The organism is Streptomyces sp. NPDC020379, from assembly GCF_044387105.1.
Lineage (GTDB): Bacteria > Actinomycetota > Actinomycetes > Streptomycetales > Streptomycetaceae > Streptomyces.
Map to the genome: position 1 here is coordinate 165923 of NZ_JBIRVR010000011.1, position 23308 is coordinate 189230.

Consider the following 23308-nt stretch of genomic DNA (forward strand, 5'->3'; position numbering starts at 1 on the left):
GATCAAAAATCAAACACCGCCCCGACTGCCCGCTGGCGAATCGTTCGGCATCCAGGTAGTCACCGGGGACGTCCGCAAGGCCGAACTGCAACGGACAGGCCTCAAGCGCCGGCCGGGGTGCTCGTTGGTGTCAGGGGGCGCGCCTGTCTTTTTCTTTCAGCCCGTTGGGGGTGCCCCCGGACGGAGTCTGGGGGAGGTAGCTGGGGGAGTTCCGGGGCGCGCGACGCTGCGGGGGTCTGGGGGCTTGCCCCCCCACGCGGCGGAGCCGCACATCAGACGCAGCCGGGAAGGAGCGGGTAGGGAAAAAGCCCGCCGCAGGCGCCGGCCAGCCCGCACGCCCATTCTCAGCCCCCGCTCAGAAACATTCGCTAGCCTGCCGCAGGCAACAAGCCTCCAGAACCCCACGCAAAAGGGAGGATTCCAACGATGGGACGCGGCGCACACGCACTGGCCCGAGTAGCAGTGATCGTCAGAGCACCCGCAGCCTGGCTCTGGTGGCCAGGGCTGCTGAGCGCGGCCGTCGGCGCGCTCGTCCCCGGGCTCACCGGGCGGCGGATCGGGCTGCTCGCGGGCGCGGGGCTCTTCCTGATCGTGGCCGGTGCGGTCTTCCTGGCCCGGCGCGGCCGCTACCGGGAGCTCGCGCGCGGCGCGTCCCGCGCGGGCAAGGCGGTCTTCCTCCAGGACCGCCGGGTCACCCTGCGCAACTGGCGGCGCGCACGCCGCTGGTGGCTGCTGATCGCCTTCCTCGCGGCCGTCGGCTCGTCCTTCGCGGTGCCCGCCGCGGGCGGCCTCGCGCTCGCCGGCGCCGGCGCGGGCCTGTGGGCGAAGGCGCTCTGGATCGGCGGGCTGGAGCGGGACGCCGAGACGCTGTTCTGGGTGCGCACGGAGTGGGCGCGCTCGGCTCCCGCCGCCAAGCCCGTGCCCGGCTATCTCACCACCGGGCCCGCCGCGGGCGACGCGCTGCCGGGCGGCGCCCGCCGCCGTGGCCGCGGACCCGGCCGTGCCGCCCGTGGGGCGGCGGTCAGCGCAGCGCGCTGAGTTCCGTGGCGTGGGCCGCGCCGCTCTCCGCGACCAGCTCCTCCAGGCACTGCGGCGCGCGCACGGTGGCGAATCGCGTGTGACCTTCTGCCGACGCGTAGCCGTAAACCCCGGGACGGGGGAGCGAGTTGTACGCGAAGTGGTTCGAGAAGTAGTACGCGCCGGTGTCCAGCAGCGCCACATGGTCGCCCGGCTCCAGCGGCGGCAGCGGCCGGTCCACGGCGATCAGGTCGCCCGCGAAGCAGCACGGACCGGCGACCGTCTGCGGCACCGGGCGGCCCTGTTTGGGGTGCCCCTGCGCGTCGTACGCCACCACCCGCAGCGGCCAGGACTCCGGCGCGAAGACCGTGCGCGTGGCCACCTGCGCGCCCGCGTGCGTCACGGCGATCCGGCGGCCGCCCGCCGTCTTGGTGTACTCCACGCGGGCCAGCACCATGCCGCTCTTCGCGAGCAGTGACCGGCCGAACTCGGTCACCACGCCGTAGCGGCCGTCGAACAGGCCCGGCACCGTGGCCGCCAGCAGCCGCGCGTACTCCTCGAACGTGGGCGTGACCGCGTCCGACGCGAAGTTCACGGGCAGGCCGCCGCCGATGTCCAGCGTCCGCACCTGCTGCCGGCCCACCGCCCGATTGATCTCCTCGGCCAGGTCGTACGTCTCCCGTACGCCCTCGGCCATCAGCGGGGGCGGGCAGCCCTGTGAGCCGACGTGGGCGTGCAGCCGGGTCAGCCACGGGCGCTCCGCGAAGGCGCGCACCAGCCACTCCCGCGCCCCCTCGTCCCGCAGGGCCACCCCGAACTTCGAGGTCTCCGTGGCGGTGCTCAGGGCGGCGATGCTGCCCGTGCCGAGCTGCGGGTTGACCCGGATGCCGAGGGGCGAGGCGGTGGGGGCCTCGGCCGTGAGCCGGTCCAGGCGGGCCAGTTCCTGCCGGTTGTCGGCGTTGACCGCGATGCCGTGGGCGAGCGCCTCGCGCAGCTCGTCCGTCGTCTTGGCGGGGGAGTCCAGGACGACGCGGTCCGGGGGGACGCCGGCGCTCCGCGCCAGGGCGAGCTCGCCGGGGCTGGCGACCTCGCAGCCGACGCGCTCCCCGGCGAGCAGGTGGAGGACCGGGACCAGGGGCGCGGCCTTGACGGCGAAGGTGTGCAGGGCGGTGCGGGGGAAGGCGGCGTGCAGGGCGCCGGCGGCGTCGCGGATGCCCTGGACGTCGAGGAGGCCGGCGAGCGGCTCGCGGGGGCCGACGAAGCCCTGGGCGACGGCTGCGCGTACGGCCTGGTCTCTGGAGGTCATGGCGCTCCCTTTCGGTGGCTCCGTACTGATTGCCCCGAAGTCGCGCGGCGAATACCGGTGGCGTCCCCTTCCGTTTCCGGCGGCCGCACCTGTTGACTGGCGGTATTCACTGTCACAATATGTGAAGCGTTCTATTCAAGGTTCTCTTCAGATCACCGGCTAGATCACCGGCACTCCACGGAGCGCCGCCAGGGAGGCAGGGCCCATGTCCGGACCGCGACCCGTCCGAGCACCGCGCGGCACACAGCTGAGCACTCTGGGATGGCAGCAGGAAGCCGCTCTCCGCATGCTCCAGAACAACCTCGACCCCGAGGTCGCCGAGCACCCGGACAAGCTGGTCGTCTACGGCGGCACCGGCAAGGCGGCCCGCGACTGGCGCTCCTTCGACGCCATGGTCCGCACCCTGCGGACGCTGAAGCAGGACGAGACGATGCTCGTCCAGTCCGGCCGCCCGGTCGGCGTTATGCAGACCCACGAGTGGGCCCCTCGCGTCCTGATCGCCAACTCCAACCTCGTCGGCGACTGGGCGAACTGGGAGGAGTTCCGCCGCCTCGAGGCCCTCGGCCTCACCATGTACGGCCAGATGACGGCCGGTTCGTGGATCTACATCGGCACCCAGGGCATCCTCCAGGGCACCTACGAGACGTTCGCCGCCGTCGCCGCGAAGAAGTTCGGCGGCACGCTCGCCGGGACGATCACGCTGACCGCCGGGCTCGGCGGCATGGGCGGCGCCCAGCCGCTCGCCGTCACCATGAACGACGGCGTCGCGCTCTGCATCGACTGCGACCCGCGCGCCATCGACCGCCGCATCGAGCACCGCTACCTCGACGTCAAGGCCGACTCCCTCGACCACGCCCTCCAGCTCGCGGTCGAGGCGCGCGACGCGCGCCGCCCGCTGTCGATCGGCGTCCTCGGCAACGCGGCGGAACTGCTGCCGCGGCTGCTCGCCATGAACGCCCCCATCGACATCGTCACGGACCAGACCTCCGCCCACGACCCGCTCGCCTATCTGCCGGTCGGCGTGGACTTCGACGAGATGGCCTCGTACGCGGCCGAGAAGCCCGCCGACTTCACCCAGCGCGCCCGGGAGTCGATGGCCCGTCACGTCGAGGCGATGGTCGGCTTCATGGACGCCGGGGCCGAGGTCTTCGACTACGGCAACTCCATCCGCGGCGAGGCGCAGCTCGCGGGCTACGACCGGGCCTTCGCGTTCCCCGGCTTCGTGCCCGCGTACATCCGGCCGCTGTTCTGCGAGGGCAAGGGCCCCTTCCGGTGGGCGGCGCTGTCCGGCGACCCCAAGGACATCCACGCCACCGACAAGGCGATCCTCGACCTCTTCCCGGAGAACGAGTCCCTCGCGCGCTGGATCAAGATGGCCCAGGAGCGCGTCCACTTCCAGGGCCTCCCGGCCCGCATCTGCTGGCTCGGCTATGGCGAGCGGGACCGCGCGGGCGAGCGCTTCAACGACATGGTCGCCTCGGGCGAGCTGTCCGCGCCGGTCGTCATCGGCCGCGACCACCTCGACTGCGGCTCGGTGGCCTCCCCCTACCGCGAGACCGAGGCCATGCTGGACGGCTCCGACGCGATCGCCGACTGGCCGCTGCTGAACGCCATGGTCAACGTCGCCTCCGGCGCCTCCTGGGTCTCCCTCCACCACGGCGGCGGCGTCGGCATGGGCCGCTCCCTCCACGCGGGCCAGGTGACGGTCGCCGACGGCACACCGCTGGCGGGCGAGAAGATCCGCCGCGTCCTCACGAACGACCCGGGCATGGGCGTGATCCGGCACGTGGACGCGGGGTACGACATCGCGGAGTCGGTGGCGGAGGACCGCGGCGTCCGCATCCCGATGCGCGAGGGTGACCAGGCGTGACCGAATCCGATGTGCCGCGCCCCGAAAGGGGCGCGGGGAACCGCGCGACCAGCCCCCACCGGCCCGCGGCCGGGCATTCCGCAGCCGCCCCCGGTGAGACACCCACAGGCCCGTCCTTCCACGAGATGTGGCGCGACCTCGCGCCCATCGGCCGCGACGCGGCCACCCGTGGCTACCGTCGCTACGCCTGGACGGAAGCCGACACCGACTGCCGCGCGTGGTTCGCGGACCAGGCCCGGACGCGCGGCCTCACCTACGAGGTCGACCGCAACGGCAACCAGTGGGCCTGGCTCGGTGACCCCGAAGCGGGCGACGCCGTCGTCACCGGCTCCCACCTGGACTCCGTCCCCGACGGCGGCGCCTTCGACGGCCCGCTGGGCGTCGTGTCGTCCTTCGCCGCCCTGGACGAGCTGCGCGCCCGCGGCGCCCGGCCCGCCCGCCCCCTCGCCATCGTCAACTTCGGCGACGAGGAAGGCGCCCGCTTCGGCCTCGCCTGCGTGGGCTCCCGGCTGACCGCCGGACAGCTCACCGTCGAGGCGGCCCACGCGCTCCGCGACGCCGACGGGATCAGCCTCCCGCAGGCCATGGAGCGCGCCGGCTACGACCCCGGGGGCATCGGCGCCGACCCCGAGCGGCTCGCCCGCGTCGGCGCGTTCGTCGAGCTGCACGTCGAACAGGGCCGGGCCCTCTCGGACACTCCGCACCCCGTGGGCATCGCCTCCGCCATCTGGCCGCACGGCCGCTGGCGGTTCGACTTCCGCGGCGAGGCCAACCACGCGGGCACCACCCGCCTCGAGGACCGCCGCGACCCGATGCTCAGCTACGCCAACACCGTCCTCGCCGCACGGAAGAAGGCCCGGCTCGCCGGTGCCCTCGCCACCTTCGGCAAGGTCGGCGTGGAGCCGAACGGCGTCAACGCCATCCCCTCCCTGGTCAGGGGCTGGCTCGACTCCCGCGCCGCCGACCAGGACACGCTCGACCTGGTCGTCGCCGAGATCGAGAAGGCGGCCGTGGAGCGCGGCGAGCGCGACGGCATCGACGTGACGGTCACCCGCGAGTCCTTCACCCCCGTGGTCGAGTTCGAGCACGCCCTGCGCGACGAGCTCGGCCGGATCCTGGCCAAGGCCGGCCGCGCGGAGCTCCCTGTCCTGGGCACGGGCGCGGGACACGACGCCGGAATCCTCTCCGGAGCCGTCCCGACCGCCATGCTGTTCGTACGCAACCCCACGGGTGTCTCCCACTCACCCGCCGAAACGGCGGCCGAGGACGACTGCCTGGCCGGGGTGACCGCACTCGCCGACGTACTGGAGGGCCTGGCGTGTCGCTGACGAGGCAGACCTACTGGGCGGAGCACGCCCTCCTCGACACCGGGGTCGAGGAGGGCGTGGTCGTGGAGACCGGCGACGACGGCCGGATCTCCGCCGTGCGCCGGGGCGTCACGGCCCCGCCGCCCGGCGCGGTGACGCTGCGCGGACTCACGCTCCCCGGCCTCGCGAACGCCCACTCCCACGCCTTCCACCGCGCCCTGCGCGGCGTCGTCCAGGCGGGCCATGCCACGGCCGCGCCCGCGCGGCCGCACGGCGGGCGGGCCGCGGCGGAGGCCGCCGAGCGGACGCCCGGCAACTTCTGGACCTGGCGCGAGGTCATGTACGGCGTCGCCGACCGCCTCACCCCCGAGAGCTACTTCGCGCTCGCCCGCGCCACCTACGCCGAGATGGCCCTCGCCGGCATCACCGCCGTCGGTGAGTTCCACTATCTCCACCACGCCCCCGGCGGCGCGCGCTACGACAACGCCAACGCCATGGGCGAGGCACTGATCGCGGCCGCCGCCGACGCGGGCATCCGCATCACCCTCCTCGACACCTGCTATCTCTCCTCCGGCTTCGGCGCGGAGCCCAATCAGCACCAGCTCCGCTTCAGCGACGGCACCGCCGAGGAGTGGGCCGCGCGCGCGTCCGCGCTCAAGGGCGACGGCAACACCCGGATCGGCGCCGCCGTCCACTCCGTACGCGCCGTGCCCGTCGACCAGTTGGGCACCGTCGCCGCCTGGGCGCAGGAGCGCGAGGCCCCGCTGCACGTCCACCTCTCCGAGCAGACCGCCGAGAACGACGCCTGCGTCGAGGCCCACGGCTTCACCCCCACCGCGCTGCTGTCGGACCACGGCGTGCTCGGGCCGCGCACCACGGCCGTCCACGCCACGCACCTCACCCCCGGTGACATCCGCCTCCTCGGTCACTCGCACACCGGCATCTGCATGTGCCCCACCACCGAGCGGGACCTCGCCGACGGCATCGGCCCCGCCCACCGGCTGCAGAGCGCCGGCTCTCCGCTGTCGCTGGGCAGCGACAGCCACGCCGTCATCGACATCCTCGAAGAGGCGCGCGCGATGGAGCTGGACGAGCGGCTGCACTCCCACACCCGGGGTCACTGGACGGCGGCCCAACTGCTGCGCGCGGCCACCGCCGACGGCCACGCGGCCCTCGGCTGGGACGAAGCGGGCCGCATCGAGCAGGGCGCGCTCGCCGACCTCACCACGATCGCGCTGGACTCCGTGCGCACCGCGGGCCCGCCGCCGCGCCTGGGCGCCGAGACGGCCGTATTCGCGGCGACCAGCGCCGACGTGCGGCACACGGTGACCGGCGGCCGCCACGTCGTACGGGACGGCGCCCACCAGCTCGTACCCGATGTGCCGGGCGCGCTCGCGGAGTCCATCGCGGCGCTTCGGGAGTAGTCCTTGTCCGGGTGCGGCTCGGTCGCCGACTGCGGCGGGAGTGGCCTTGGGGGTCCCCCGGACGGAGTCCGGGGGAGCGTCCTCCGTCTCCCTCAGCTACTACCACCCCCGGACTCCGTCCGGGGGTGCCCCCACGGGCCGGTACGCGTACCCCCATCGGCTCACTCCGGCCGGCCCGGCGTTTGAGGGCACCGCCGCGCAGCGGCCGGTCCCACGCCACCGCCCGCAGAAACCGCCCATAAGATCCGCCCAAGCCGAAGGAGAGCCACACCCCCATGGCGACCACGGTCATCACCGGCATCAGCAACCTCGTCACCAACGACCCCTCCCTCGGTGCGGGCCCCCTCGGTCAGATCCAGGACGCGGCGGTCATCGTCGACGGCGACCGCATCGCCTGGGTCGGTGCTTCCAGCAAAGCACCCGCCACTGACAATCGCGTCGACGCCGAGGGCCGGGCCGCGCTCCCCGGCTTCGTCGACTCCCACTCCCACCTGGTCTTCGCGGGCGACCGCACCGCCGAGTTCAACGCCCGCATGTCCGGGCAGAGTTACAGCGCGGGCGGCATCCGCACCACCGTCGCCGCCACCCGCGCCGCCTCCGACGAGGCGCTGGAGGCCAATCTCCTGCGCCACATACGCGAGGCGCGGCGCCAGGGCACCACGACCCTGGAGACCAAGTCCGGCTACGGCCTCACCGTCGAGGACGAGGCCCGCGCCCTGCGGATCGCCGCCGCCCACACCGACGAGGTCACCTACCTCGGCGCGCACATCGTCCCGCCCGACCACGCCGAGGACCCGGCCGCGTACGTCGAGCTCGTCACCGGCGCGATGCTCGACGCCTGCGCGCCGCACGCCCGTTGGGTCGACGTGTTCTGCGAGAAGGGCGCCTTCGACGGCGACCAGGCCCGTACGATCCTCACCGCCGGAGCCGCGCGCGGCCTGATCCCCCGCGTCCACGCCAACCAGCTCTCCTACGGGCCCGGCGTCCAGCTGGCCGTCGAGCTGGGCGCGGCCTCCGCCGACCACTGCACCCACCTCACCGAGGCCGACGTCGACGCCCTCGCCGGCGGCAGCACCGTGGCCACGCTGCTGCCCGGCGCGGAGTTCTCCACGCGCGCCCCCTGGCCCGACGCGCGCCGGCTGCTCGACGCGGGCGTCACCGTCGCACTGTCCACGGACTGCAACCCCGGCTCGTCCTACACGAGTTCGGTGCCCTTCTGTATCGCCCTCGCCGTACGCGACATGGGGATGACCCCCGACGAGGCCGTCTGGTCGGCGACGGCGGGCGGCGCGGCGGCCCTGCGGCGCGCCGACGTCGGCCGCGTGACCCCCGGGGCCCGCGCCGACCTGGTCCTCCTCGACGCCCCTTCGCACGTGCACCTCGCCTACCGGCCCGGCGTCCCGCTGGTCTCGGCGGTCTGGCGGGGCGGCGTGCGGGAGGTCTGACCGCAGGGGGTCTCTCAGGGTGACCTCTAGGGGGCGGCCGGTGCGGAATCCTTCCTGGTCAGGAGTGTGCGGGGCGCAGGTGCCGCATAGGTTGACGGAGTATCAGCCAGCCGCCACCGAGAGGCCCCCGATCATGCGTCGCAGAACCGCCGTCGTCTCCGTAGTGCTCGCCGCCGCGGCCCTCGCGCCCGCCGCCGCACCGGCCGTCGCCGCACCCGTCGGCCGCGGCGCCGACCGGGCCGCCCTCCAGCACGCGCTGGACGCGGTCGTCGCCGAGGGCGTGCCCGGCGCGACAGCCGAGGTACGGGACGCCGGCGGGGTCTGGCGCGGCGGCAGCGGCGTCGCCGACCTCGCGGACGGGCGGCGCGCGCAGGCCGGGGACCGGTTCCGGGCCGGAAGCGTCACCAAGAGCTTCGTCGCCACCGTCGTCCTCCAGCTCGTCGACGAGGGCAAGGTCCGCCTCGACGACCCCATCGGCCGCCACCTCCCCGGCCTGGTGCCCGACGGCAGCGACGGCGCGCCCGTCACCGTACGGCAGCTGCTGAACCACACCAGCGGGATCGCCAACTACACCGACGTGCTCCGGCGGCTGCCCGACCCCCTGCGCAGCCTTCAGCGCTCCCACTACACGCCCCGCGAGCTGGTGGACATGGCGCTCAAGGAGCCGCGTACGTTCGAGCCCGGCGCGGCGGGCAGGTGGGAGTATTCCAACACCAATTACGTCATCCTCGGCATGCTCGTCGAGAAGCACACCGGCACCACCCTCGACCAGGCCATCACCCGGCGCATCGTCCGCCCGCTCCACCTCACCGGCACCTCGATACCCACCTCCGAGCACCTGTCCGGCCCGCACCTGCACGGCTACGAACAGTTCCCCGGCGAGAGCGCCCCCACCGACTACGCCGACTTCAGCCCCACGGCCTTCTGGGGCCCCGGCAACCTCGTCTCCACCACCGCCGACCTCAACCGCTTCTACCGCGCCCTCGCCGGCGGCAGGCTGCTCCCCTCGCACCTGTGGCGCGAGATGAACACCCCGCACGACACGGACCGCGGCGAGACCCGCAAGTACGGTCTGGGCCTGGAGAGCAACTCCGCCTACTGCCCCGGCGAGAAGCCGGTCTGGGGCCACACCGGAAGCGTCCCCGGCTACAACACGTTCAGCTTCACCTCGGCCGACGGCAAGCGGCAGATCACGCTCGCCCTCTCGAAGGACATGAGCAAGACCCCGCAGGCCGATACCGCGGCCCTGAAGGTCCTGTCCACAGCGCTGTGCGCGAAGTAGCCCGCTGTGCGCGTCACACGGGCGGGACGACATCCGGGCCGATCGCCGGGGTGTCGTCCTCGTGCTCGTCCCCGCACGGCAGGAACCGCCTGCAGAAGATCCCCCGCCCCCGGCACGCCGGGCACGTGTGCGCCGCCGACATCTCCCCGGCCTGGCCGGACTGACTCACATAGAGCGTGAGTGCCTGGTAATACCCGCTTCCCCGGCACCCCTTGCAGAACTGATGCGGGCCGGTACAGCACTCTTCGCTCATGCGGGTGATGTTCCTCCGAGAGGGCGCTACGCAGGATGCTTCGTCCTTGACTCCTTCCTTTCCGCGTACGGGCCCCGTCACGCGTGTGCGGCCCGCCGATGCGTCTCGAGTTGCCGGTTCAGGTCCTGGACGACGTCGAAGCGACCTTCCCGGGCCGCTCCGGCCCGGGCCAGCAGGATCTTCGAACACACGAGGCAGGACCGGGCGGACGGCGGCGCGGTGCGGCTCATGCGTGCCCCCGGCTGCGGGCGTTGGCGGCGGCCACGCCCGCACGGAGCGTGTCCTTCCGGGTGAGGGCCCGGACGTTCTCCCGATCGGTCTCCCATTCGCGGCCGCCGCGCTGAGGCCGGAGGAAGACGCGGGTCGGTGTGGTCGCCATGACCACACCGACGCGGTCGCGTACCGAATCCCATGCCACTGTTCCGACCTCGGGCGTTGCCGCCTGTTCGTTCGCCATGGAAGAGACGCTAGGGACCTGGCCTTTTGCCGGGCAATGGCACTCTGGCGGGGTGCTGCCGGAGAGTGCCACGCAGCGTCACATGGGCACCCCCACGGCATCCGCCAGCGTCCGCATCTCAGGGGTGAGGGTCCTCCGCCGGTCGATCACCCGGCCGAGGATGTCGCGCGCGTAGCGCTGGTTGGGGAGCCACTGGGGTGCCGCGCGCCGGATCGTCTGGAGGATGTCGACGGCCTCCGCGTACTGGCGCGAGCGGACATGCGCTTCCGCGACGTCGAGGAGATGCCGGTTGCGGTTGTTGGACGTGGGGCGGAGCCCTCCCGCGGGCACGCGCTCCGCGAGCTGGAGCACCACGTCCGGCCGGTCGGTGATCATCGCGTTCTCCGCGCGCTTCAGCGTCACGGTCACGGGTCCGAACGCCCGGAGGAAGTCCTTGTCCGGGGCGAACTCGCGTCCCATCGCCACCGCCGCCGAATGCGCGAGGCGCAGCGCCTGTTCCGCTTCGCCGGGCCTGTTGTCCCTGACGGACGCGGCGGAGAGACGCAGCAGCAGCCAGCCCCACGCGCTCAGTTCCGCCGGGGTGGCCCGGGACATCCGGGGTTCCATTTCGTCTGCCCACCGGGTGGCGAGTTCCCGGGCCTCGGCGAGCCGCCCTTGCCGCAGGAGCAGCCAGCACTGCGTGCTGACGGTGGCCGCGCCGTGGAGGCGGTCCGGTGCGCCGTCCAGGGAGCGGTCGAGCGCGTCGTGCGCCGCCGTGAACTGCCGTGTCTGGGTGAGCAGCCAGCCGGTCAGCTGCATGACGCGGGCGCGTACGGCCCTGCCCTCGGCATCCGCCTCGGCGAGGCTGTCGGCGTCGCGGATCAGCGCGGGCAGCACCGGGCCCAACTCGGCGTAACGGTCACCGGAGAAGAGCGGCAGTGTCGAATCCAGGGCGCCGAGGACGCCGCTCACGGTGGGCGGTTCGTCCGGTTCATCCGGTCGGACGCCCGGAGTGAGGGCCTGCCGGACCGGCGCCCACTGGTCCGGGGGCGGGAAGTCGTCCTCGTGGTCGTCCGGTTCGGCGAGCAGCCGGGTCGTCGGGACCCCGAGCGCGACGGCGAGCCGTCTGGCCGTCTCCAGGCGAGTGTCGTTCCGCTCGCCCTGTTCGAGCTTGCGGATCAGCGAGAGCGAGACGCCGGAGGCGGTGGCCAGCTCACGCTGGCTCAGCCCCCGACGCTTGCGTACCTCATGAAGCCGCCGCCCGATAGTGGCACCCATGAGCCGAGCGTACGCCCGACCGCACACGTCGCGGAGCCTGGCGCCGGTCGGCGGCGGCCTCAACGAGCGAGCCCGGGCCGGCATAGGCGCGGCCGGAGATCGTATGCGCGGCCGGCCCAAGCCTCGCCCCCGGCGCAGCCGGAGACCGTACGCCTCGCGAACCCTCAGCGCAGGATCCCCTCCAAGAACTCCCCGCTCAGCCGTGCCACCGCCAGCACATCCAGCTGATAGTTGACGTACCGGCCGCGCCGGCGCGTCGTGATCAGGCCCGCTTTCTTCAGCACGCCCAGGTGGCGCGAGACCTCCGGCGCGCTGATGCCCAGGATGCCCGCCAGTTCCCCCGTCGTGTGCGGCGCGCGGGCTGTGCTGCGGCAGAGCTGGATGCGGACCGGGTGGGCCAGTGCCTCCAGGCGCAGTTTCAGGAGCTCGACCGAGGCCGGCGGCGGCAGTTCGGGCGAGGCGATGGGGTAGTGGACCACCGGGCGCCAGCCCGGCCGGTGCAGCACCATCAGGTGCGGCCAGCCGAAGCGCGACGGTACGAACGTCAGGCCCGTGCCCACCGCCGGGTCCACCGCCGAGGTGTGTCCCTCCGTCAGTTTGTCGACCCGGACGAGTCTGCCGCCGTCCTCCAGGGTGATCGCGGGGGAGACCTCGGCCAGGGCCTCGCTCAGCCCCTTGCGGCGCAGCAGTTCGCTCTTGTGCCGGGCATCGGCGGCGAGCGCGGGCTCGCCCTCCCGCCAGAGGGCCGCGAAGAAGGCGTCGTCGCAGTCCTCCAGCAGGCGGCGCACCCAGGCGCGTACGGAGGCGGGGTCCTCCAGCAGCCGCCCGGTGAAGTCCAGCTGCCGGGGGCCGCGGGCGGCGGCCAGCTCCAGTGCCCTGGCGCGGGTGGCAGGGTCGGCGAGCGGGGAGGGGGCGCCCGTGTTGTAGGAGGCGAGGCAGGTGAACTCCAGGGCGGTGGTGACGAACTGGTCGTCGTCCAGCCGGTCCAGCTGGTCGAGCTCCTCGGCGAGCGTCCGGCCCGTCCGGCCGTCGCCGCCGCGCAGCCCGGAATACGGCATGAAGAGGTCGGAGAAGGCGTGCCGCCACAGGAAGTCCGCCTCGCGCAGCCGGTCGGCGAGATCCTGCCGGAGCGCGCCGGCCGTGGCGGTGGCCCAGGCCGCCTGCCCGGGGTGGTGGCCGGGCTCGGACAGGACGTGCAGCGTGATGCACAGCTCGGCCAGCGGGGACGTCTCGAAGACGATGCGCTCGGGCGGCAGGCCGGTGATGTCTATGCTCACGCTCATGGCGACATCTTGCACTTATTCACATGGTGGGGTCGCCCGGATTGACGGCCGGTGCGAATCGGCGCGGTCGTCCTCGATCGGGTGAGGCCGGAGCCGCCCGCCCGTCACACGTGACTGCGGGCGGGACGATGCCCGGGTGAACGTCAATCAGAGCCGCCCGCCCCTGGTCGGGTGCAGGCGCTGCGGCAGTCCGATGTGGTGGGACGTCACCTACCCGTACACGCCCGGGTGGTACTGCTCCCCATGCGATCACCCCCCGGAGCGCCGCCGCAGCGCGCACGCCGCGCCGCCGCGGTGCCCCGAGGGGTGTACGAGTGCCGTGATCCAGACCGGTGACGACGGCAGCCGGCAGTTCGTCTGCCATCGCAAGTGACCGGGTCACTCCTCGACCAGCAGCCCCCGGCGCAGCCGCACGAGCGTGCGCGAGAGCAGCCGTGAGACGTGCATCTGGGAGATGCCCAGCTCCTCGCCAATCTCCGACTGGGTCATGTTCGCCACGAAGCGCAGGGAAAGGATCTTCCGTTCGCGGGGCCGGAGTTCGGCGATCAGCGGCTTGAGGGACTCCACGTACTCGATGCCTTCGAGGCCGTGGTCCTCATAGCCGATGCGGGCCGAGAGCGTGCCCTCGGCGTCGTCCTCGGTGGGCTGGGCGTCCAGCGAACTCGCGGTGTAGGCGTTGCTCGCGGCCATGCCCTCGATGACCTCTTCCTCGGCCAGGCCGAGCCGTTCGGCGAGCTCGGCGACCGTGGGGGAGCGGTCGAGCTGCTGCGCCATCTCGTCGCGGGTGCGCGCGAGGTCGAGGCGGAGCTCCTGGAGCCGCCGGGGGACGCGCACGGACCAACTCGTGTCGCGGAAGAAGCGCTTGATCTCGCCGATGATCGTCGGCATCGCGAAGGTGGGGAACTCGACGCCTCTGCTGAGCTCGAAGCGGTCGATCGCCTTGATCAGGCCGATCGTGCCGACCTGGACGATGTCCTCCATCGGCTCGCTGCGGGTGCGGAACCGCGAGGCGGCGAACCGCACCAGGGCCAGATTGAGTTCGACCAGGGTGTTGCGGACATACGCGTGTGCGTGGGTGCCCTCCTCGAGCTCCGCGAGGCGGGCGAAGAGGGTCTTGGACAGGGCCCGCGCGTCGTCCGGCCCCACCTCGTCGTAGGGCGGGATCTCGGGGAGCCCGGCGACAGCGGGCTCGTTCTGTTCGTGCGGGGTCGCCGACGACGCGGTCTCCCGAAGGGTTCCGGTGCGCGGTGCGTCGAGCCGGGGTGACATGGTGTCCTCCATCATTCTCGGCATATGGCCGCCGATGCCTTGACTTCTTGCTGCGGTTTGCGGCGCCTCCAAAGCCGTCCGTGGTGGATGTCCTCTACTAGCCCTACCGGTCTTCACCACCCCCTGGCAAGTCCGTGTTGTCCGACTTTGTCGGTAAATGACGGATGTTCGGCTACCGGACGTCGTATCGAAGGCGTAGTGTTCACCCGTCCACGCAAGCAACCGGGAAGGGATGCGCATGGACCGCGGGATGGTCGGCAGCGCAAGCAAAGGCCGGCTGAATGTAGAGGTCCGGCGCCACGGAGCCAGTGCGGTCGTGACGCCGGCGGGTGAGCTCGATCACCACACCGCCGAGCTGCTGCGCGAGCCCCTGGAGGCGAGCGTCGCCGGTATCAGCGCGCGCGTGGTCGTGGACTGCTCGAAGCTGGAGTTCTGCGACTCCACCGGGCTCAACGTGCTGCTGGGCGCCAGGCTGGTCGCGGAGGCCGCGGGTGGATCCATCCACCTCGCCGCCATGCAACCGGTCGTCGCCAGGGTCTTCGAGATCACCGGCGCGGAAGCCGTCTTCACCGTGCACGACACGCTGGATGCCGCGCTCTCCGAGTGACGGGTGTTACCACTCCTACCTGTGCGTTACCCCCGGGTTACCCGTGTCACAGGAGCCACGCCGAAGAAGTGGGTGTTCCCCTGGATCGGTCGGGCAGGAGTCTGCTGAATCTGTACTGCATCTGTTTTAAGTGCCTGGTATCCATCAAACCCTGAGTCGGTGAATCGGTGAGGTGAAGCGCTGATGAGCACCACGCGGCCGTACCCGCCGCCGGGCGAGCCCGGTCCGGACGCGGACGGCGCCTCCGTCGATGCCCACCCGCCCGCCGGGGGGCAGGTCCGCCGCCTCCGCCTCGTCGGGGCCAGCGGCGCGGTTCCCCGTGCCAGGGACTTCACCCGCCAGGCGCTCCAGGACTGGGGCTGGCTGCCCGCCGCCACCGCCGACCACCGCGCGGCCGCCGAGGACGTCCTGCTGGTCGTCTCCGAGCTGGTCACCAACGCCTGCCTGCACGCCGACGGCCCCGAGGAACTGCGGGTGAGCTTCGCCGGCAAGGTGCTGCGGCTGGAGGTCGCCGACCCCGGCGTCGGCACCCCCACGCCCCGCACCCCGCACCGCGCGGGCCGCCCCGGCGGCCACGGCATGTTCATCGTGCAGCGGCTCTGCCTGGACTGGGGAGTCGTGCGCAACGAGGGCGGCGAGGGCAAGACCGTCTGGGCGGAGCTCGCCGCTCCGGCCTAGCGCGTGAGATCTCTTCCCTCCTCGAGGTCCCCGGCGTACTGTCGGCGCCCGATCTGATGTGCCGTCAGTGATGCACGGCTACGGCACCGGACGAGAGGGGAACCCGAGGTGTCCCACATCCAGCGCCGACCCGCTCGCCGTACGGGCGCGCTCGCGCTCGCCGCGACCGTGGCCGGAGGAACGGTCCTCCTGCTGGCCGCGCCCGCCGCGCACGCGGACACGGTCGACGTCAACTACCAGTGCAAGACCCCCATCGGCGACAAGAGCGCGGTGTCGCCCATCGACATCAAGGGCGTCGCGAGCGGCGACTCCTACAAGCTCACCATGTCCTTCGAGAAGGGCGTCTCCTCCAGCCCCGTCGCGCTCGGCAAGGGCGCGATGAAGCCGAGCGCCGTCATCAAGCTCGGCGGCGCGGACAGCGGCACGGTGGCCGTGGAGGGCCCCGCCAACTCCGAGGAGATCCCCGCCAACACCCCCATCAAGATCAGCGACTTGTCGGGCACGTACACCCCGAAGAAGAGCGGCACCGTCACCTTCACCGCCTCCACCCTCACGATCTCCGCCCTCGGCACGACGACGACCTGCACGCCGTCGAACAACCCGAAGCCGTCGCTGACGCTGGAGGTCAAGGCGGGCGGTTCGTCGGGCGGCACCACGACGGGCGGGTCGACGACCGGGGGCTCCACGACGGGCGGTTCGACAACGGGCGGTTCGACCACTGGCGGGTCCACGTCGGGTGGTACGGGTGGTACGGGCGGGGCGAGCGGGTCGGCCGTGAGCGGGGGGTCCACCGGTGGTGGGCAGCTGCCGCAGACGGGGCCGGCGGATTCGGCGGTCGCGCTCGGAACGCTCGGGGGGACGGTGTTGCTGACCGGGGTCGCCGGGGCGCTTTGGCTGACGCGGCGGCGGGGCGCTGCGCGCTAGGCGGTGCGGGATGGAGGCTTGCCTCAGCTTCCGGGTGCGGGCCGGCTGGCGCCTGCGGCGGGCTTTTCCCCTGCCCCGCCCCTTCCCGAAACTGGGGGCAAGCCAGCCCCCAGCCCCCCGCAACGCGGCTTCGCCGCGTTGTCCTCAAACGCCGGACGGGCTGAGTTGCGCACCCACATCAGCCAAATCCAGCCCGTTGGGGGCACCCCCGGACGGAGTCTGGGGGAGGTAGCTGGGGGAGTTGAGGACGCGGCCGCAGGCCGCTCCCGCCGCAGGCGGCAACGAAACCCGTGGCCGGGGGCCTGGGGCACGCGCCCCCCACGCGGCGGAGCCGCACATCAGACGCAGCGGGAAGAGGCGGGCTGGGGAAAGGCCCGCCGCAGGCGCAGACGCACACCGGGAGCCGCCCATGAAGCCGCACCACCTCGCAGCGGTCTGCGTCGTCCTCCTTGCCGCCGCCCCCACCGCTGACGCCGACCCCCGGCAATGGATCGCCACCCCCGCCCCCGCGGGCAAGAGCACGCCCCGCCCCGACGACCGGAGAGCGTTCGAGCTGGAGGGCGACCCCGGCACCGTGTTCCAGGACAAGCTGTCCGTCATCAATCCCGGTGACACCGCGCGCTCCCTCGCCGTGCGGGCGGACGGGTCCTGGGTGTCGCTCGCGGTGCGCACGGTGAAGGTCCCGGCGCGTACCCGCGCGGACGTGCCGTTCGCCGTGGCCGTGCCCGCCGGCGCGGCGCCGGGAGATCATCCGGGCGCGCTCGTCGTCAGCGGGGAGGGGCGGCAGGCGCGCGTACCGCTGACCGTGCGGGTGAGCGGCGCCGCGCTGCTCGCGCTCGCCGTGGAGCACGTACGCGTCAGCCGCGAGGGCGGCGCCGCGGTCATCCGCTACGCGCTGGTCAACCGCGGCAACACCGCGCTCTCCCCGCGCCTGGACATCCGCGCGGACGGCCTCTTCGGCACGGTCCTGCGCCGTACGGCCACGGGCGTGCCCGCGGAGCTGGCGCCCGGCCGGAGCGTGCGGCTGGCGGAGCGGTGGACGGACGCGCCGCGCCTGGACTCCGTACGGGTCCGGCTCACCGCCACCGCGCCCGGCGGCGCCCGCGCGACCGCCTCCGGCTCGTACACGCCCCTCCCGTGGCTGTTCCCGGCCCTGGGCGGGCTCGCCGCGGTGCTCGCCGCGGCGGCGCTCCTGTTCGTACGCCGCTCCCGGCGCGCCCGGCGTGCGGGAGCGGCGGCGTGAAGGCCCGTGGCGCGGGCGTGGCGGCCCTGCTGCTGGCCTTGGCGTGTGTGCTGCTGCCCGCCGCCCGCGCGAGCGCCGACGGGCCCGCTCTGCGGCTCGACCGGACCGAGGCGGGCAAGGGCGCCGTCCTCACCGTCAGCGGCACCGGATGGCGGCCCCGGACCCTGCTCACGCTCCTCGTCTGCGGCCAGGACATGATCGGCGGCACCGACAGCTGCGCCAACGCCGACGGGCGCACCGCGACCACCGGCGCCGACGGCCGCTTCAGCACGCGGATCCCGGTCGCCGAGCCGCCCAAGCCGTGCCCCTGCGTGGTGCACGTGGCGACCGTCACGGGCGACCCGGTGGCCGTGGACGCGGCGCTCAAGGTGGCCGGGCACCCCGTCGCGTCCCTGCCGCCGCGCACCGGCGGCGAGCGGCTCGGGGTCCTGGACGCGCGGCTGGAGGGGAGCGGCGGGCTGCTCACGTGGTTCGGGGCACCGCCGCACCGGCGGCTGGTCGTCACCCTCGGCAATCTGGGCTCCACGCCCGCCAAGGACCCCGTCTTCGAGGTCGGCACCTCGCACGGCGTGCTCGCGCCGGAGTGGGAGAAGCAGCACTGGCGGGGCACGATCGCGGCGGGCGGGCGGGCCCGCGTCCCGCTGGACGTGGAGCTGGCGGCCGGGGCGTACGGCGACTACCAGGTGTCCCTGAAGTACGGGGACAAGGTGCTGGTGGAGGAGCCGTGGGCCGTGGGACGGCCGTGGGGGGTGACGCTCTTCTGGATCCTGCTGTGCGTGGTGGTGTCGGTGGGGGTGTTCCGCGTGGGGATGGCGGTGGTGGGGCGCGTACGGCCCGCCGAGCGGCCCGAGGAGGCTCGCGACGGCTCCTTGCCGTGGTTCCGCCCGGAGGCGGACCCGACACGCGCCACGGAGGCTTCGGGCGGGGGCGCGCACCGCCCGTCCACCACCCGCGCGAAGGCGCGTCCTCCGGATGAGGCGTAAACCAAAGCGCCCCCCGGAGCGATGGCGCGCCATCGCCCCGGGGGGCACTCCGAGTTACGGATCGTTACCGAGCGGACCGCGTCAGCGGACGTCGCCCATCAGGCCGACGATCTTCTTGCGGTTCAGCCAGATGCCGGCGCCCGCCAGGACGGCGGCCGCGGCCTCGCCGAGGATCACGCCGGTGCCGTTGAGGTCGGCACCCGCCGTGATCAGCAGGGTCATCACACAGTCGCCCGCGGTGACCGCGAGGAACCAGACACCCATCATCTGGCTGGCGTACTTCGCCGGCGCCATCTTGGTGGTCAGGGACAGACCCACCGGGGACAGGCACAGCTCGCCGACGGTCTGGAGGCCGTAGATCGCGATCAGCCACATCGGGCTGACCTTCGTACCGTCCGACGCCATCGACATCGGGAGGGCGAAGAGGACGAACGAGAGGCCGACGAAGACCATCGCCGCGGCGAACTTCACCGTGGTGCTGGGCTCGCTCTTGCGGCGGGCCAGCGCCAGCCACAGCGCCGCGAAGATGGGCGCCAGCGCCACGACCCACAGCGAGTTGACCGACTGGAACCAGGTGGACGGGAAGTCGAAGCCGAAGATGTTGTCCGCGGTCTTCTTCTCGGCGAAGGTCGACATCGTCGACCCGCCCTGGTCGAAGATCATCCAGAACACGGCGGCCGCGACGAAGAACCAGATGTAGCCGCTGACCTTGGTCTGCTCGGTCTCCGTCAGCTCCTTGTCGCGCTTGATGCGCGCCAGCACGAAGATCGGGATGAAGAGGCCGAGCAGCGCGATCGGGACCAGGGCCCAGTTGATCGTGTAGACGCCGGTGCCGATCACGATGCCGTAGAAGACCGCGGCGACGACGAGCCAGATCAGGCCCTTCTTCAGCCAGGAGTTGCGCTCGGCGACCGTCAGCGGGGTCGGGACCTGGCTGCTCTTCGCGTTCAGGTGGCGGGTGCCCAGCAGGAAGACCAGCAGACCGAGGCCCATGCCGACGGCGGCGATCGCGAAGCCGAGGTGCCAGTTGTACTTCTGGCCGACGGTGCCGATCACCAGCGGTGCGGCGAAGGCGCCGACGTTGATGCCGATGTAGAAGAGCGTGAAGCCACCGTCACGGCGCGGGTCCTTGGGACCGTCGTAGAGGTGGCCGACCATCGTCGAGATGTTGGCCTTCAGCAGACCGGAACCGATCGCCACCAGCGCGAGGCCGAAGAAGAACGTCGGCTTCCCGGGGATGGCCAGGACCAGGTGACCGGCCATGATGACGCTGGCCGCGATGGCCACCGTCTTGCGCGGACCCCAGACACGGTCACCGAACCAGCCGCCGGGCATGGCGAGCAGGTACACCATCGCCACGTAGACGGAGTAGATGGCGACCGAGGTGGCCTCGGGCATCGCCAGACCGCCGCCCTGACTGCCGGGCTTGGCGTCCGGGCCACCGGCGATCAGATAGACGACGAGAAGGGCCCTCATGCCGTAGTAGGAGAACCGCTCCCACATCTCGGTCATGAAGAGAATGGCCAACCCGCTGGGGTGGCCAAGGAAGGTCTTGCCGCTGGGAGCAGGAGTGGTCTCCTGAGGAGCAGCACCCTTCGTCAGGCTGGACGCCATGGTCGATCCTTGTGTGCTCGGGACGCGCGATGGAGCTGTTACGCGCCCGGGTGGGGGTTGGCCGGCACCGGCTACTGCGCTGCCCGCCCCCACGCCCTAAGGGGTTCGGTCCCCCGCGGGGGACCGGCAGGACAGCCGTACACCGGGATCCACGCCCCCGCGCACCTTCGCGCGGCGGACCCGGCCGACAGGTCATTCACTGTGTAACAAGGCTGAGGGAACAGCCCCGCGCACAACAGAGACCTCCGGCGAGATGTGGTCGTGCCGAAGGTCCCCCGATGGTGCTACAGACGTCTGGTCACCATACGTCACACCCCGCCCGGATAAGGAAGGCGTTGAGACATGGATCACAGGTGAGTCCGGAACCATTCGCATACGTTCGAAGGTGAGTTTGCTCTTGGAGAAGTGTTGCCCTCGGTAGCTCTGAGTGCACCTCTGACGTGCGCCCGGGCGGACTACCATCAAGCCATGACCCGAGTACTGCTCGCCGAGGATGACGCGTCCATCTCGGAACCGCTCGCACGCGCCCTGCGCCGCGAGGGTTATGAGGTGGAGGTGCGCGAAGACGGTCCCACGGCGCTCGACGCCGGCCTCAAGGGAGGGGTGGACCTGCTCGTCCTCGACCTGGGGCTGCCCGGCATGGACGGCCTGGAGGTCTGCCGCCGGCTGCGCACCGAAGGCCACGGCTTCCCCGTCCTGGTCCTCACGGCCCGCGCCGACGAGGTGGACACCGTGGTCGGCCTGGACGCCGGCGCCGACGACTACGTCACCAAGCCCTTCCGGCTCGCCGAACTGCTGGCCCGCGTGCGGGCGCTGCTGCGCCGCGGCACTGTCGAGTCCCAGCAGCAGCCCCCCGCCACCCATGGCGTGCGGATCGACGTCGAGTCGCACCGCGCCTGGATGGGCGACGAGGAACTCCAGCTCACGGCGAAGGAATTCGACCTGCTCCGGGTGCTGGTGCGGGACGCCGGCCGGGTCGTCACCCGCGATCAGCTGATGCGCGAGGTCTGGGACACCACCTGGTGGTCCTCCACCAAGACCCTCGACATGCACATCTCCTGGCTCCGCAAGAAGCTCGGGGACGACGCCGCCAACCCGCGCTACATCGCCACCGTCCGCGGCGTCGGCTTCCGCTTCGAGAAGAGCTGAGCCGACCCGGCCCAGAGCCCCGCTGCCGGGCTGCTTACGTACCACCCGCCCGGAGGGCACCGTGCGCCGCCGACTGATCAACTCCACGCTCGCCGTCGTGCTCGTCGTGATCGCCGTGTTCGGGATCTCGCTCGTCATCGTCGAGACCCGCACGATCGAGAACAGCGCGCAGGAGAGCGTGCAGTCGGAGGCCGTGCGCCTGGAATCCATCGTCGACAGCCGGCTGGTCGGCGGGGAGCGGGTGGAGTCGGGGATCCTCAGCGAGCAGATCACGCCGCAGCGCTACGCCCGGATCGAGATCCCCGGCAGGCCGGTCATCGAGATCGGCACCCGCCCCAAGGGCGGCCTCATCACCGCGGAGCTCAAGGGCGGGCAGGGCGAGACCGTACGGGTCGAGGCGTCCCGCTCCACGGTCAGCCGTGAGGTCGGCCGCACCCTGCTGGTCATCCTCGCGGTGGCCCTGCTCGCCGTGGTGGCCGCCGTCTTCCTCGCCGTACGGCAGGCGAACCGGCTCACCGCCCCGCTCATCGACCTGGCCGAGACGGCCGAGCGCCTCGGCTCCGGCGACCCGCGCCCCCGGCACCGCCGCTACGGCGTGCCCGAACTGGACCGGGTGGCGGACGTCCTGGACTCCAGTGCCGAGCGGATCGCCCGGATGCTCACCGCCGAGCGCCGGCTCGCCGCCGACGCCTCGCACCAGCTGCGCACGCCGCTGACGGCGCTGTCGATGCGGCTGGAGGAGATCACGCTCACCGACGACCCGGACACGGTCAAGGAGGAGGCGACGATCGCCCTCACCCAGGTGGAGCGGCTCACCGACGTCGTCCAGCGGCTGCTCACCAACTCCCGCGACCCCAAGGCCGGTTCGGCCGTCACCTTCGACCTGGACGAGGTCGTCAAGCAGCAGATCGAGGAGTGGCGCCCCGCCTCGCGCAGCGAGGGGCGGGCCATCGTGCGCTCCGGCAAGCAGGGGCTGCGGGCCGTCGGCACCCCGGGCGCGGTCTCGCAGGTGCTCGCGACGCTCATCGAGAACTCGCTGATGCACGGGGACGGCACGGTCGCCCTGCGCACCCGCGTCACCGGCACCCAGGCGGTCGTGGAGGTCACCGACGAGGGGCCGGGCGTCCCGCCGGACCTGGGCGCGCGGGTCTTCGAGCGGACGGTCAGCGGCCGGAACTCCACCGGGCTGGGCCTGGCGGTCGCCCGCGACCTCGCCGAGGCGGACGGCGGGCGCCTGGAGCTCCTCCAGGCCAACCCGCCGGTCTTCGCGCTGTTCCTCAGCCTTGAGGGGGACCAGACGGACGGCGCCGGCCCGGCCTGAGCCGCTGCCGCGCGTCGATCACTGTGCGTCGATCCGGGCCGGCGGCTCCTCCGTGAGGAAGGACTCCGCCGTCTGCACCGCCTCGCGCGCGGGGAGGGCCCGGAAGACCCATGTGCGGTAGGACCAGAAGCGGAAGACCGTGCCGATGCCGAGGCCGACGACGTTCTTCGCGATGTTGTCCGCGAGCGGGGTCGTCAGGCCGAGGCCGTAGTGCGAGAGCGCCAGGATGCCGTTCTCGATCACCAGGCCGATGCCGCTGAACAGCAGGAACAGCGACAGCTCGCGGCTGCGCCGGCTGGTGTCGCAGTCGCGGTAGGTCCAGTAGCGGTTGCCGACGTAGTTGGTCGCGATGGCGACCACCGTCGCGATCACGCCCGAGCGCACCACCGCGAGGTGGAAGCCGTGGACGCAGATGTTGAAGACGATGAAGTTGACCACGAACCCGATGGCCCCGACCGCGCCGAACTTCGCTATCTCGCGGGCCAGCCTCTGCAGCCGGGAACGCATGGTGTGCCGTTGACTCATAAAGATCGTCAGGCTCCGTCGTGTGGGGCTGTCCGGGGACATGGGCGGCATTCATGCTATCCAGCGCTCCGGGTCACCGAGAGAGGGCATCGGT

Annotated in this window: 22 protein-coding genes; 13 read left to right on the top strand and 9 right to left on the bottom strand. The window is 72.5% G+C overall.

Annotated features, from left to right (window positions below; all coding sequences use genetic code 11):
* Positions 1-426 precede the first annotated feature (426 nt).
* Positions 427-1038: a hypothetical protein gene (locus tag ACH427_RS16935; protein WP_398870251.1), complete on the top strand. Its 612-nt coding sequence runs from the start codon at positions 427-429 to the stop codon at positions 1036-1038.
* Here ACH427_RS16935 and ACH427_RS16940 read toward each other — a convergent pair.
* Positions 1022-2323, bottom strand: a complete 1302-nt coding sequence (locus ACH427_RS16940) for a diaminopimelate decarboxylase (protein ID WP_398870252.1) — start codon at positions 2321-2323, stop codon at positions 1022-1024. The two genes, ACH427_RS16935 and ACH427_RS16940, sit on opposite strands and share 17 nt — an antisense overlap.
* A gap of 205 nt (positions 2324-2528) precedes the next feature.
* On the opposite strand from ACH427_RS16940, the gene hutU reads away from it, so the two are divergent.
* The 5 genes from hutU to ACH427_RS16965 all read left to right on the top strand — a co-directional run bounded on the left by hutU (position 2529) and on the right by ACH427_RS16965 (position 9651).
* Positions 2529-4193 carry a urocanate hydratase gene (gene hutU / locus ACH427_RS16945; RefSeq protein ID WP_398870253.1) on the top strand — a complete coding sequence of 555 codons (1665 nt, stop codon included), beginning with the start codon at positions 2529-2531 and terminating at the stop codon, positions 4191-4193.
* Between the two features lie 125 nt (positions 4194-4318).
* Positions 4319-5521, top strand: a complete 1203-nt coding sequence (locus tag ACH427_RS16950; protein WP_398870311.1) for an allantoate amidohydrolase — start codon at positions 4319-4321, stop codon at positions 5519-5521.
* Complete coding sequence (locus ACH427_RS16955) at positions 5512-6924, top strand: formimidoylglutamate deiminase (RefSeq protein ID WP_398870254.1); 1413 nt, start codon at positions 5512-5514, stop codon at positions 6922-6924. Before ACH427_RS16950 ends, ACH427_RS16955 begins: the two co-directional genes overlap by 10 nt.
* A gap of 275 nt (positions 6925-7199) precedes the next feature.
* Positions 7200-8369, top strand: a complete 1170-nt coding sequence (gene hutI / locus ACH427_RS16960; protein WP_398870255.1) for an imidazolonepropionase — start codon at positions 7200-7202, stop codon at positions 8367-8369.
* Positions 8370-8502: 133 nt separating this feature from the next.
* Positions 8503-9651: a serine hydrolase domain-containing protein gene (locus ACH427_RS16965; RefSeq protein ID WP_398870257.1), complete on the top strand. Its 1149-nt coding sequence runs from the start codon at positions 8503-8505 to the stop codon at positions 9649-9651.
* Positions 9652-9664: 13 nt separating this feature from the next.
* On the opposite strand, the gene ACH427_RS16970 is transcribed toward ACH427_RS16965, so the two are convergent.
* The 6 genes from ACH427_RS16970 to ACH427_RS16995 all read right to left on the bottom strand — a co-directional run bounded on the left by ACH427_RS16970 (position 9665) and on the right by ACH427_RS16995 (position 14170).
* Positions 9665-9904 (bottom strand): hypothetical protein, encoded by a 240-nt coding sequence (locus ACH427_RS16970; protein WP_398870258.1) that lies wholly within the window; start codon positions 9902-9904, stop codon positions 9665-9667.
* Positions 9905-9981: 77 nt separating this feature from the next.
* On the bottom strand, positions 9982-10134 hold the full coding sequence (locus tag ACH427_RS16975; protein ID WP_398870259.1) for a hypothetical protein: 153 nt from the start codon (positions 10132-10134) through the stop codon (positions 9982-9984).
* Positions 10131-10361: a hypothetical protein gene (locus ACH427_RS16980; RefSeq protein ID WP_398870260.1), complete on the bottom strand. Its 231-nt coding sequence runs from the start codon at positions 10359-10361 to the stop codon at positions 10131-10133. Before ACH427_RS16980 ends, ACH427_RS16975 begins: the two co-directional genes overlap by 4 nt.
* 78 nt (positions 10362-10439) lie before the next feature.
* Positions 10440-11618: a helix-turn-helix domain-containing protein gene (locus tag ACH427_RS16985; RefSeq protein WP_398870261.1), complete on the bottom strand. Its 1179-nt coding sequence runs from the start codon at positions 11616-11618 to the stop codon at positions 10440-10442.
* A 164-nt stretch (positions 11619-11782) separates the two neighbouring features.
* Entirely contained in the window at positions 11783-12895 is a 1113-nt protein-coding gene (locus ACH427_RS16990; protein ID WP_398870312.1) for a DUF5937 family protein, read from the bottom strand.
* Between the two features lie 384 nt (positions 12896-13279).
* Complete coding sequence (locus ACH427_RS16995; protein ID WP_398870262.1) at positions 13280-14170, bottom strand: RNA polymerase sigma factor SigF; 891 nt, start codon at positions 14168-14170, stop codon at positions 13280-13282.
* 238 nt (positions 14171-14408) lie between these two features.
* Here ACH427_RS16995 and ACH427_RS17000 point away from each other — a divergent pair, with 238 nt between their 5' ends.
* The 5 genes from ACH427_RS17000 to ACH427_RS17020 all read left to right on the top strand — a co-directional run bounded on the left by ACH427_RS17000 (position 14409) and on the right by ACH427_RS17020 (position 18605).
* Positions 14409-14777: an STAS domain-containing protein gene (locus tag ACH427_RS17000; protein ID WP_398870263.1), complete on the top strand. Its 369-nt coding sequence runs from the start codon at positions 14409-14411 to the stop codon at positions 14775-14777.
* 183 nt (positions 14778-14960) lie between these two features.
* Positions 14961-15455, top strand: a complete 495-nt coding sequence (locus ACH427_RS17005) for an ATP-binding protein (protein ID WP_398870265.1) — start codon at positions 14961-14963, stop codon at positions 15453-15455.
* A 108-nt stretch (positions 15456-15563) separates the two neighbouring features.
* The gene (locus ACH427_RS17010) at positions 15564-16379 is read left to right on the top strand and encodes a peptidase (RefSeq protein WP_398870266.1); all 816 of its coding nucleotides are present in this window, start codon (positions 15564-15566) and stop codon (positions 16377-16379) included.
* A gap of 409 nt (positions 16380-16788) precedes the next feature.
* Entirely contained in the window at positions 16789-17622 is an 834-nt protein-coding gene (locus tag ACH427_RS17015; RefSeq protein ID WP_398870267.1) for a hypothetical protein, read from the top strand.
* Positions 17619-18605: a neocarzinostatin apoprotein domain-containing protein gene (locus ACH427_RS17020; RefSeq protein ID WP_398870268.1), complete on the top strand. Its 987-nt coding sequence runs from the start codon at positions 17619-17621 to the stop codon at positions 18603-18605. Before ACH427_RS17015 ends, ACH427_RS17020 begins: the two co-directional genes overlap by 4 nt.
* 81 nt (positions 18606-18686) lie before the next feature.
* Here ACH427_RS17020 and ACH427_RS17025 read toward each other — a convergent pair whose 3' ends face one another.
* Complete coding sequence (locus tag ACH427_RS17025) at positions 18687-20219, bottom strand: peptide MFS transporter (RefSeq protein WP_398870269.1); 1533 nt, start codon at positions 20217-20219, stop codon at positions 18687-18689.
* A 468-nt stretch (positions 20220-20687) separates the two neighbouring features.
* Here ACH427_RS17025 and ACH427_RS17030 point away from each other — a divergent pair, with 468 nt between their 5' ends.
* Entirely contained in the window at positions 20688-21368 is a 681-nt protein-coding gene (locus tag ACH427_RS17030) for a response regulator transcription factor (RefSeq protein ID WP_366004334.1), read from the top strand.
* Between the two features lie 61 nt (positions 21369-21429).
* Positions 21430-22689, top strand: coding sequence for an ATP-binding protein (locus ACH427_RS17035; RefSeq protein ID WP_398870270.1), 1260 nt, complete (start codon positions 21430-21432; stop codon positions 22687-22689).
* A gap of 18 nt (positions 22690-22707) precedes the next feature.
* Here ACH427_RS17035 and ACH427_RS17040 read toward each other — a convergent pair whose 3' ends face one another.
* Positions 22708-23214, bottom strand: a complete 507-nt coding sequence (locus ACH427_RS17040) for a GtrA family protein (protein ID WP_398870271.1) — start codon at positions 23212-23214, stop codon at positions 22708-22710.
* Positions 23215-23308 lie beyond the last annotated feature (94 nt).

Excerpts from the sequence above, each read along its gene's own strand:
- ACH427_RS16935 (WP_398870251.1), top strand. The coding sequence starts at position 427 with ATGGGACGCGGCGCACACGCACTGGCCCGAGTAGCAGTGATCGTCAGA.
- ACH427_RS16940 (WP_398870252.1), bottom strand. The coding sequence starts at position 2,323 with ATGACCTCCAGAGACCAGGCCGTACGCGCAGCCGTCGCCCAGGGCTTC.
- hutU (WP_398870253.1), top strand. The coding sequence starts at position 2,529 with ATGTCCGGACCGCGACCCGTCCGAGCACCGCGCGGCACACAGCTGAGC.
- ACH427_RS16950 (WP_398870311.1), top strand. The coding sequence starts at position 4,319 with ATGTGGCGCGACCTCGCGCCCATCGGCCGCGACGCGGCCACCCGTGGC.
- hutI (WP_398870255.1), top strand. The coding sequence starts at position 7,200 with ATGGCGACCACGGTCATCACCGGCATCAGCAACCTCGTCACCAACGAC.
- ACH427_RS16965 (WP_398870257.1), top strand. The coding sequence starts at position 8,503 with ATGCGTCGCAGAACCGCCGTCGTCTCCGTAGTGCTCGCCGCCGCGGCC.
- ACH427_RS16970 (WP_398870258.1), bottom strand. The coding sequence starts at position 9,904 with ATGAGCGAAGAGTGCTGTACCGGCCCGCATCAGTTCTGCAAGGGGTGC.
- ACH427_RS16975 (WP_398870259.1), bottom strand. The coding sequence starts at position 10,134 with ATGAGCCGCACCGCGCCGCCGTCCGCCCGGTCCTGCCTCGTGTGTTCG.
- ACH427_RS16980 (WP_398870260.1), bottom strand. The coding sequence starts at position 10,361 with ATGGCGAACGAACAGGCGGCAACGCCCGAGGTCGGAACAGTGGCATGG.
- ACH427_RS16985 (WP_398870261.1), bottom strand. The coding sequence starts at position 11,618 with ATGGGTGCCACTATCGGGCGGCGGCTTCATGAGGTACGCAAGCGTCGG.
- ACH427_RS16995 (WP_398870262.1), bottom strand. The coding sequence starts at position 14,170 with ATGTCACCCCGGCTCGACGCACCGCGCACCGGAACCCTTCGGGAGACC.
- ACH427_RS17000 (WP_398870263.1), top strand. The coding sequence starts at position 14,409 with ATGGACCGCGGGATGGTCGGCAGCGCAAGCAAAGGCCGGCTGAATGTA.
- ACH427_RS17005 (WP_398870265.1), top strand. The coding sequence starts at position 14,961 with ATGAGCACCACGCGGCCGTACCCGCCGCCGGGCGAGCCCGGTCCGGAC.
- ACH427_RS17015 (WP_398870267.1), top strand. The coding sequence starts at position 16,789 with ATGAAGCCGCACCACCTCGCAGCGGTCTGCGTCGTCCTCCTTGCCGCC.
- ACH427_RS17025 (WP_398870269.1), bottom strand. The coding sequence starts at position 20,219 with ATGGCGTCCAGCCTGACGAAGGGTGCTGCTCCTCAGGAGACCACTCCT.
- ACH427_RS17030 (WP_366004334.1), top strand. The coding sequence starts at position 20,688 with ATGACCCGAGTACTGCTCGCCGAGGATGACGCGTCCATCTCGGAACCG.
- ACH427_RS17040 (WP_398870271.1), bottom strand. The coding sequence starts at position 23,214 with ATGAGTCAACGGCACACCATGCGTTCCCGGCTGCAGAGGCTGGCCCGC.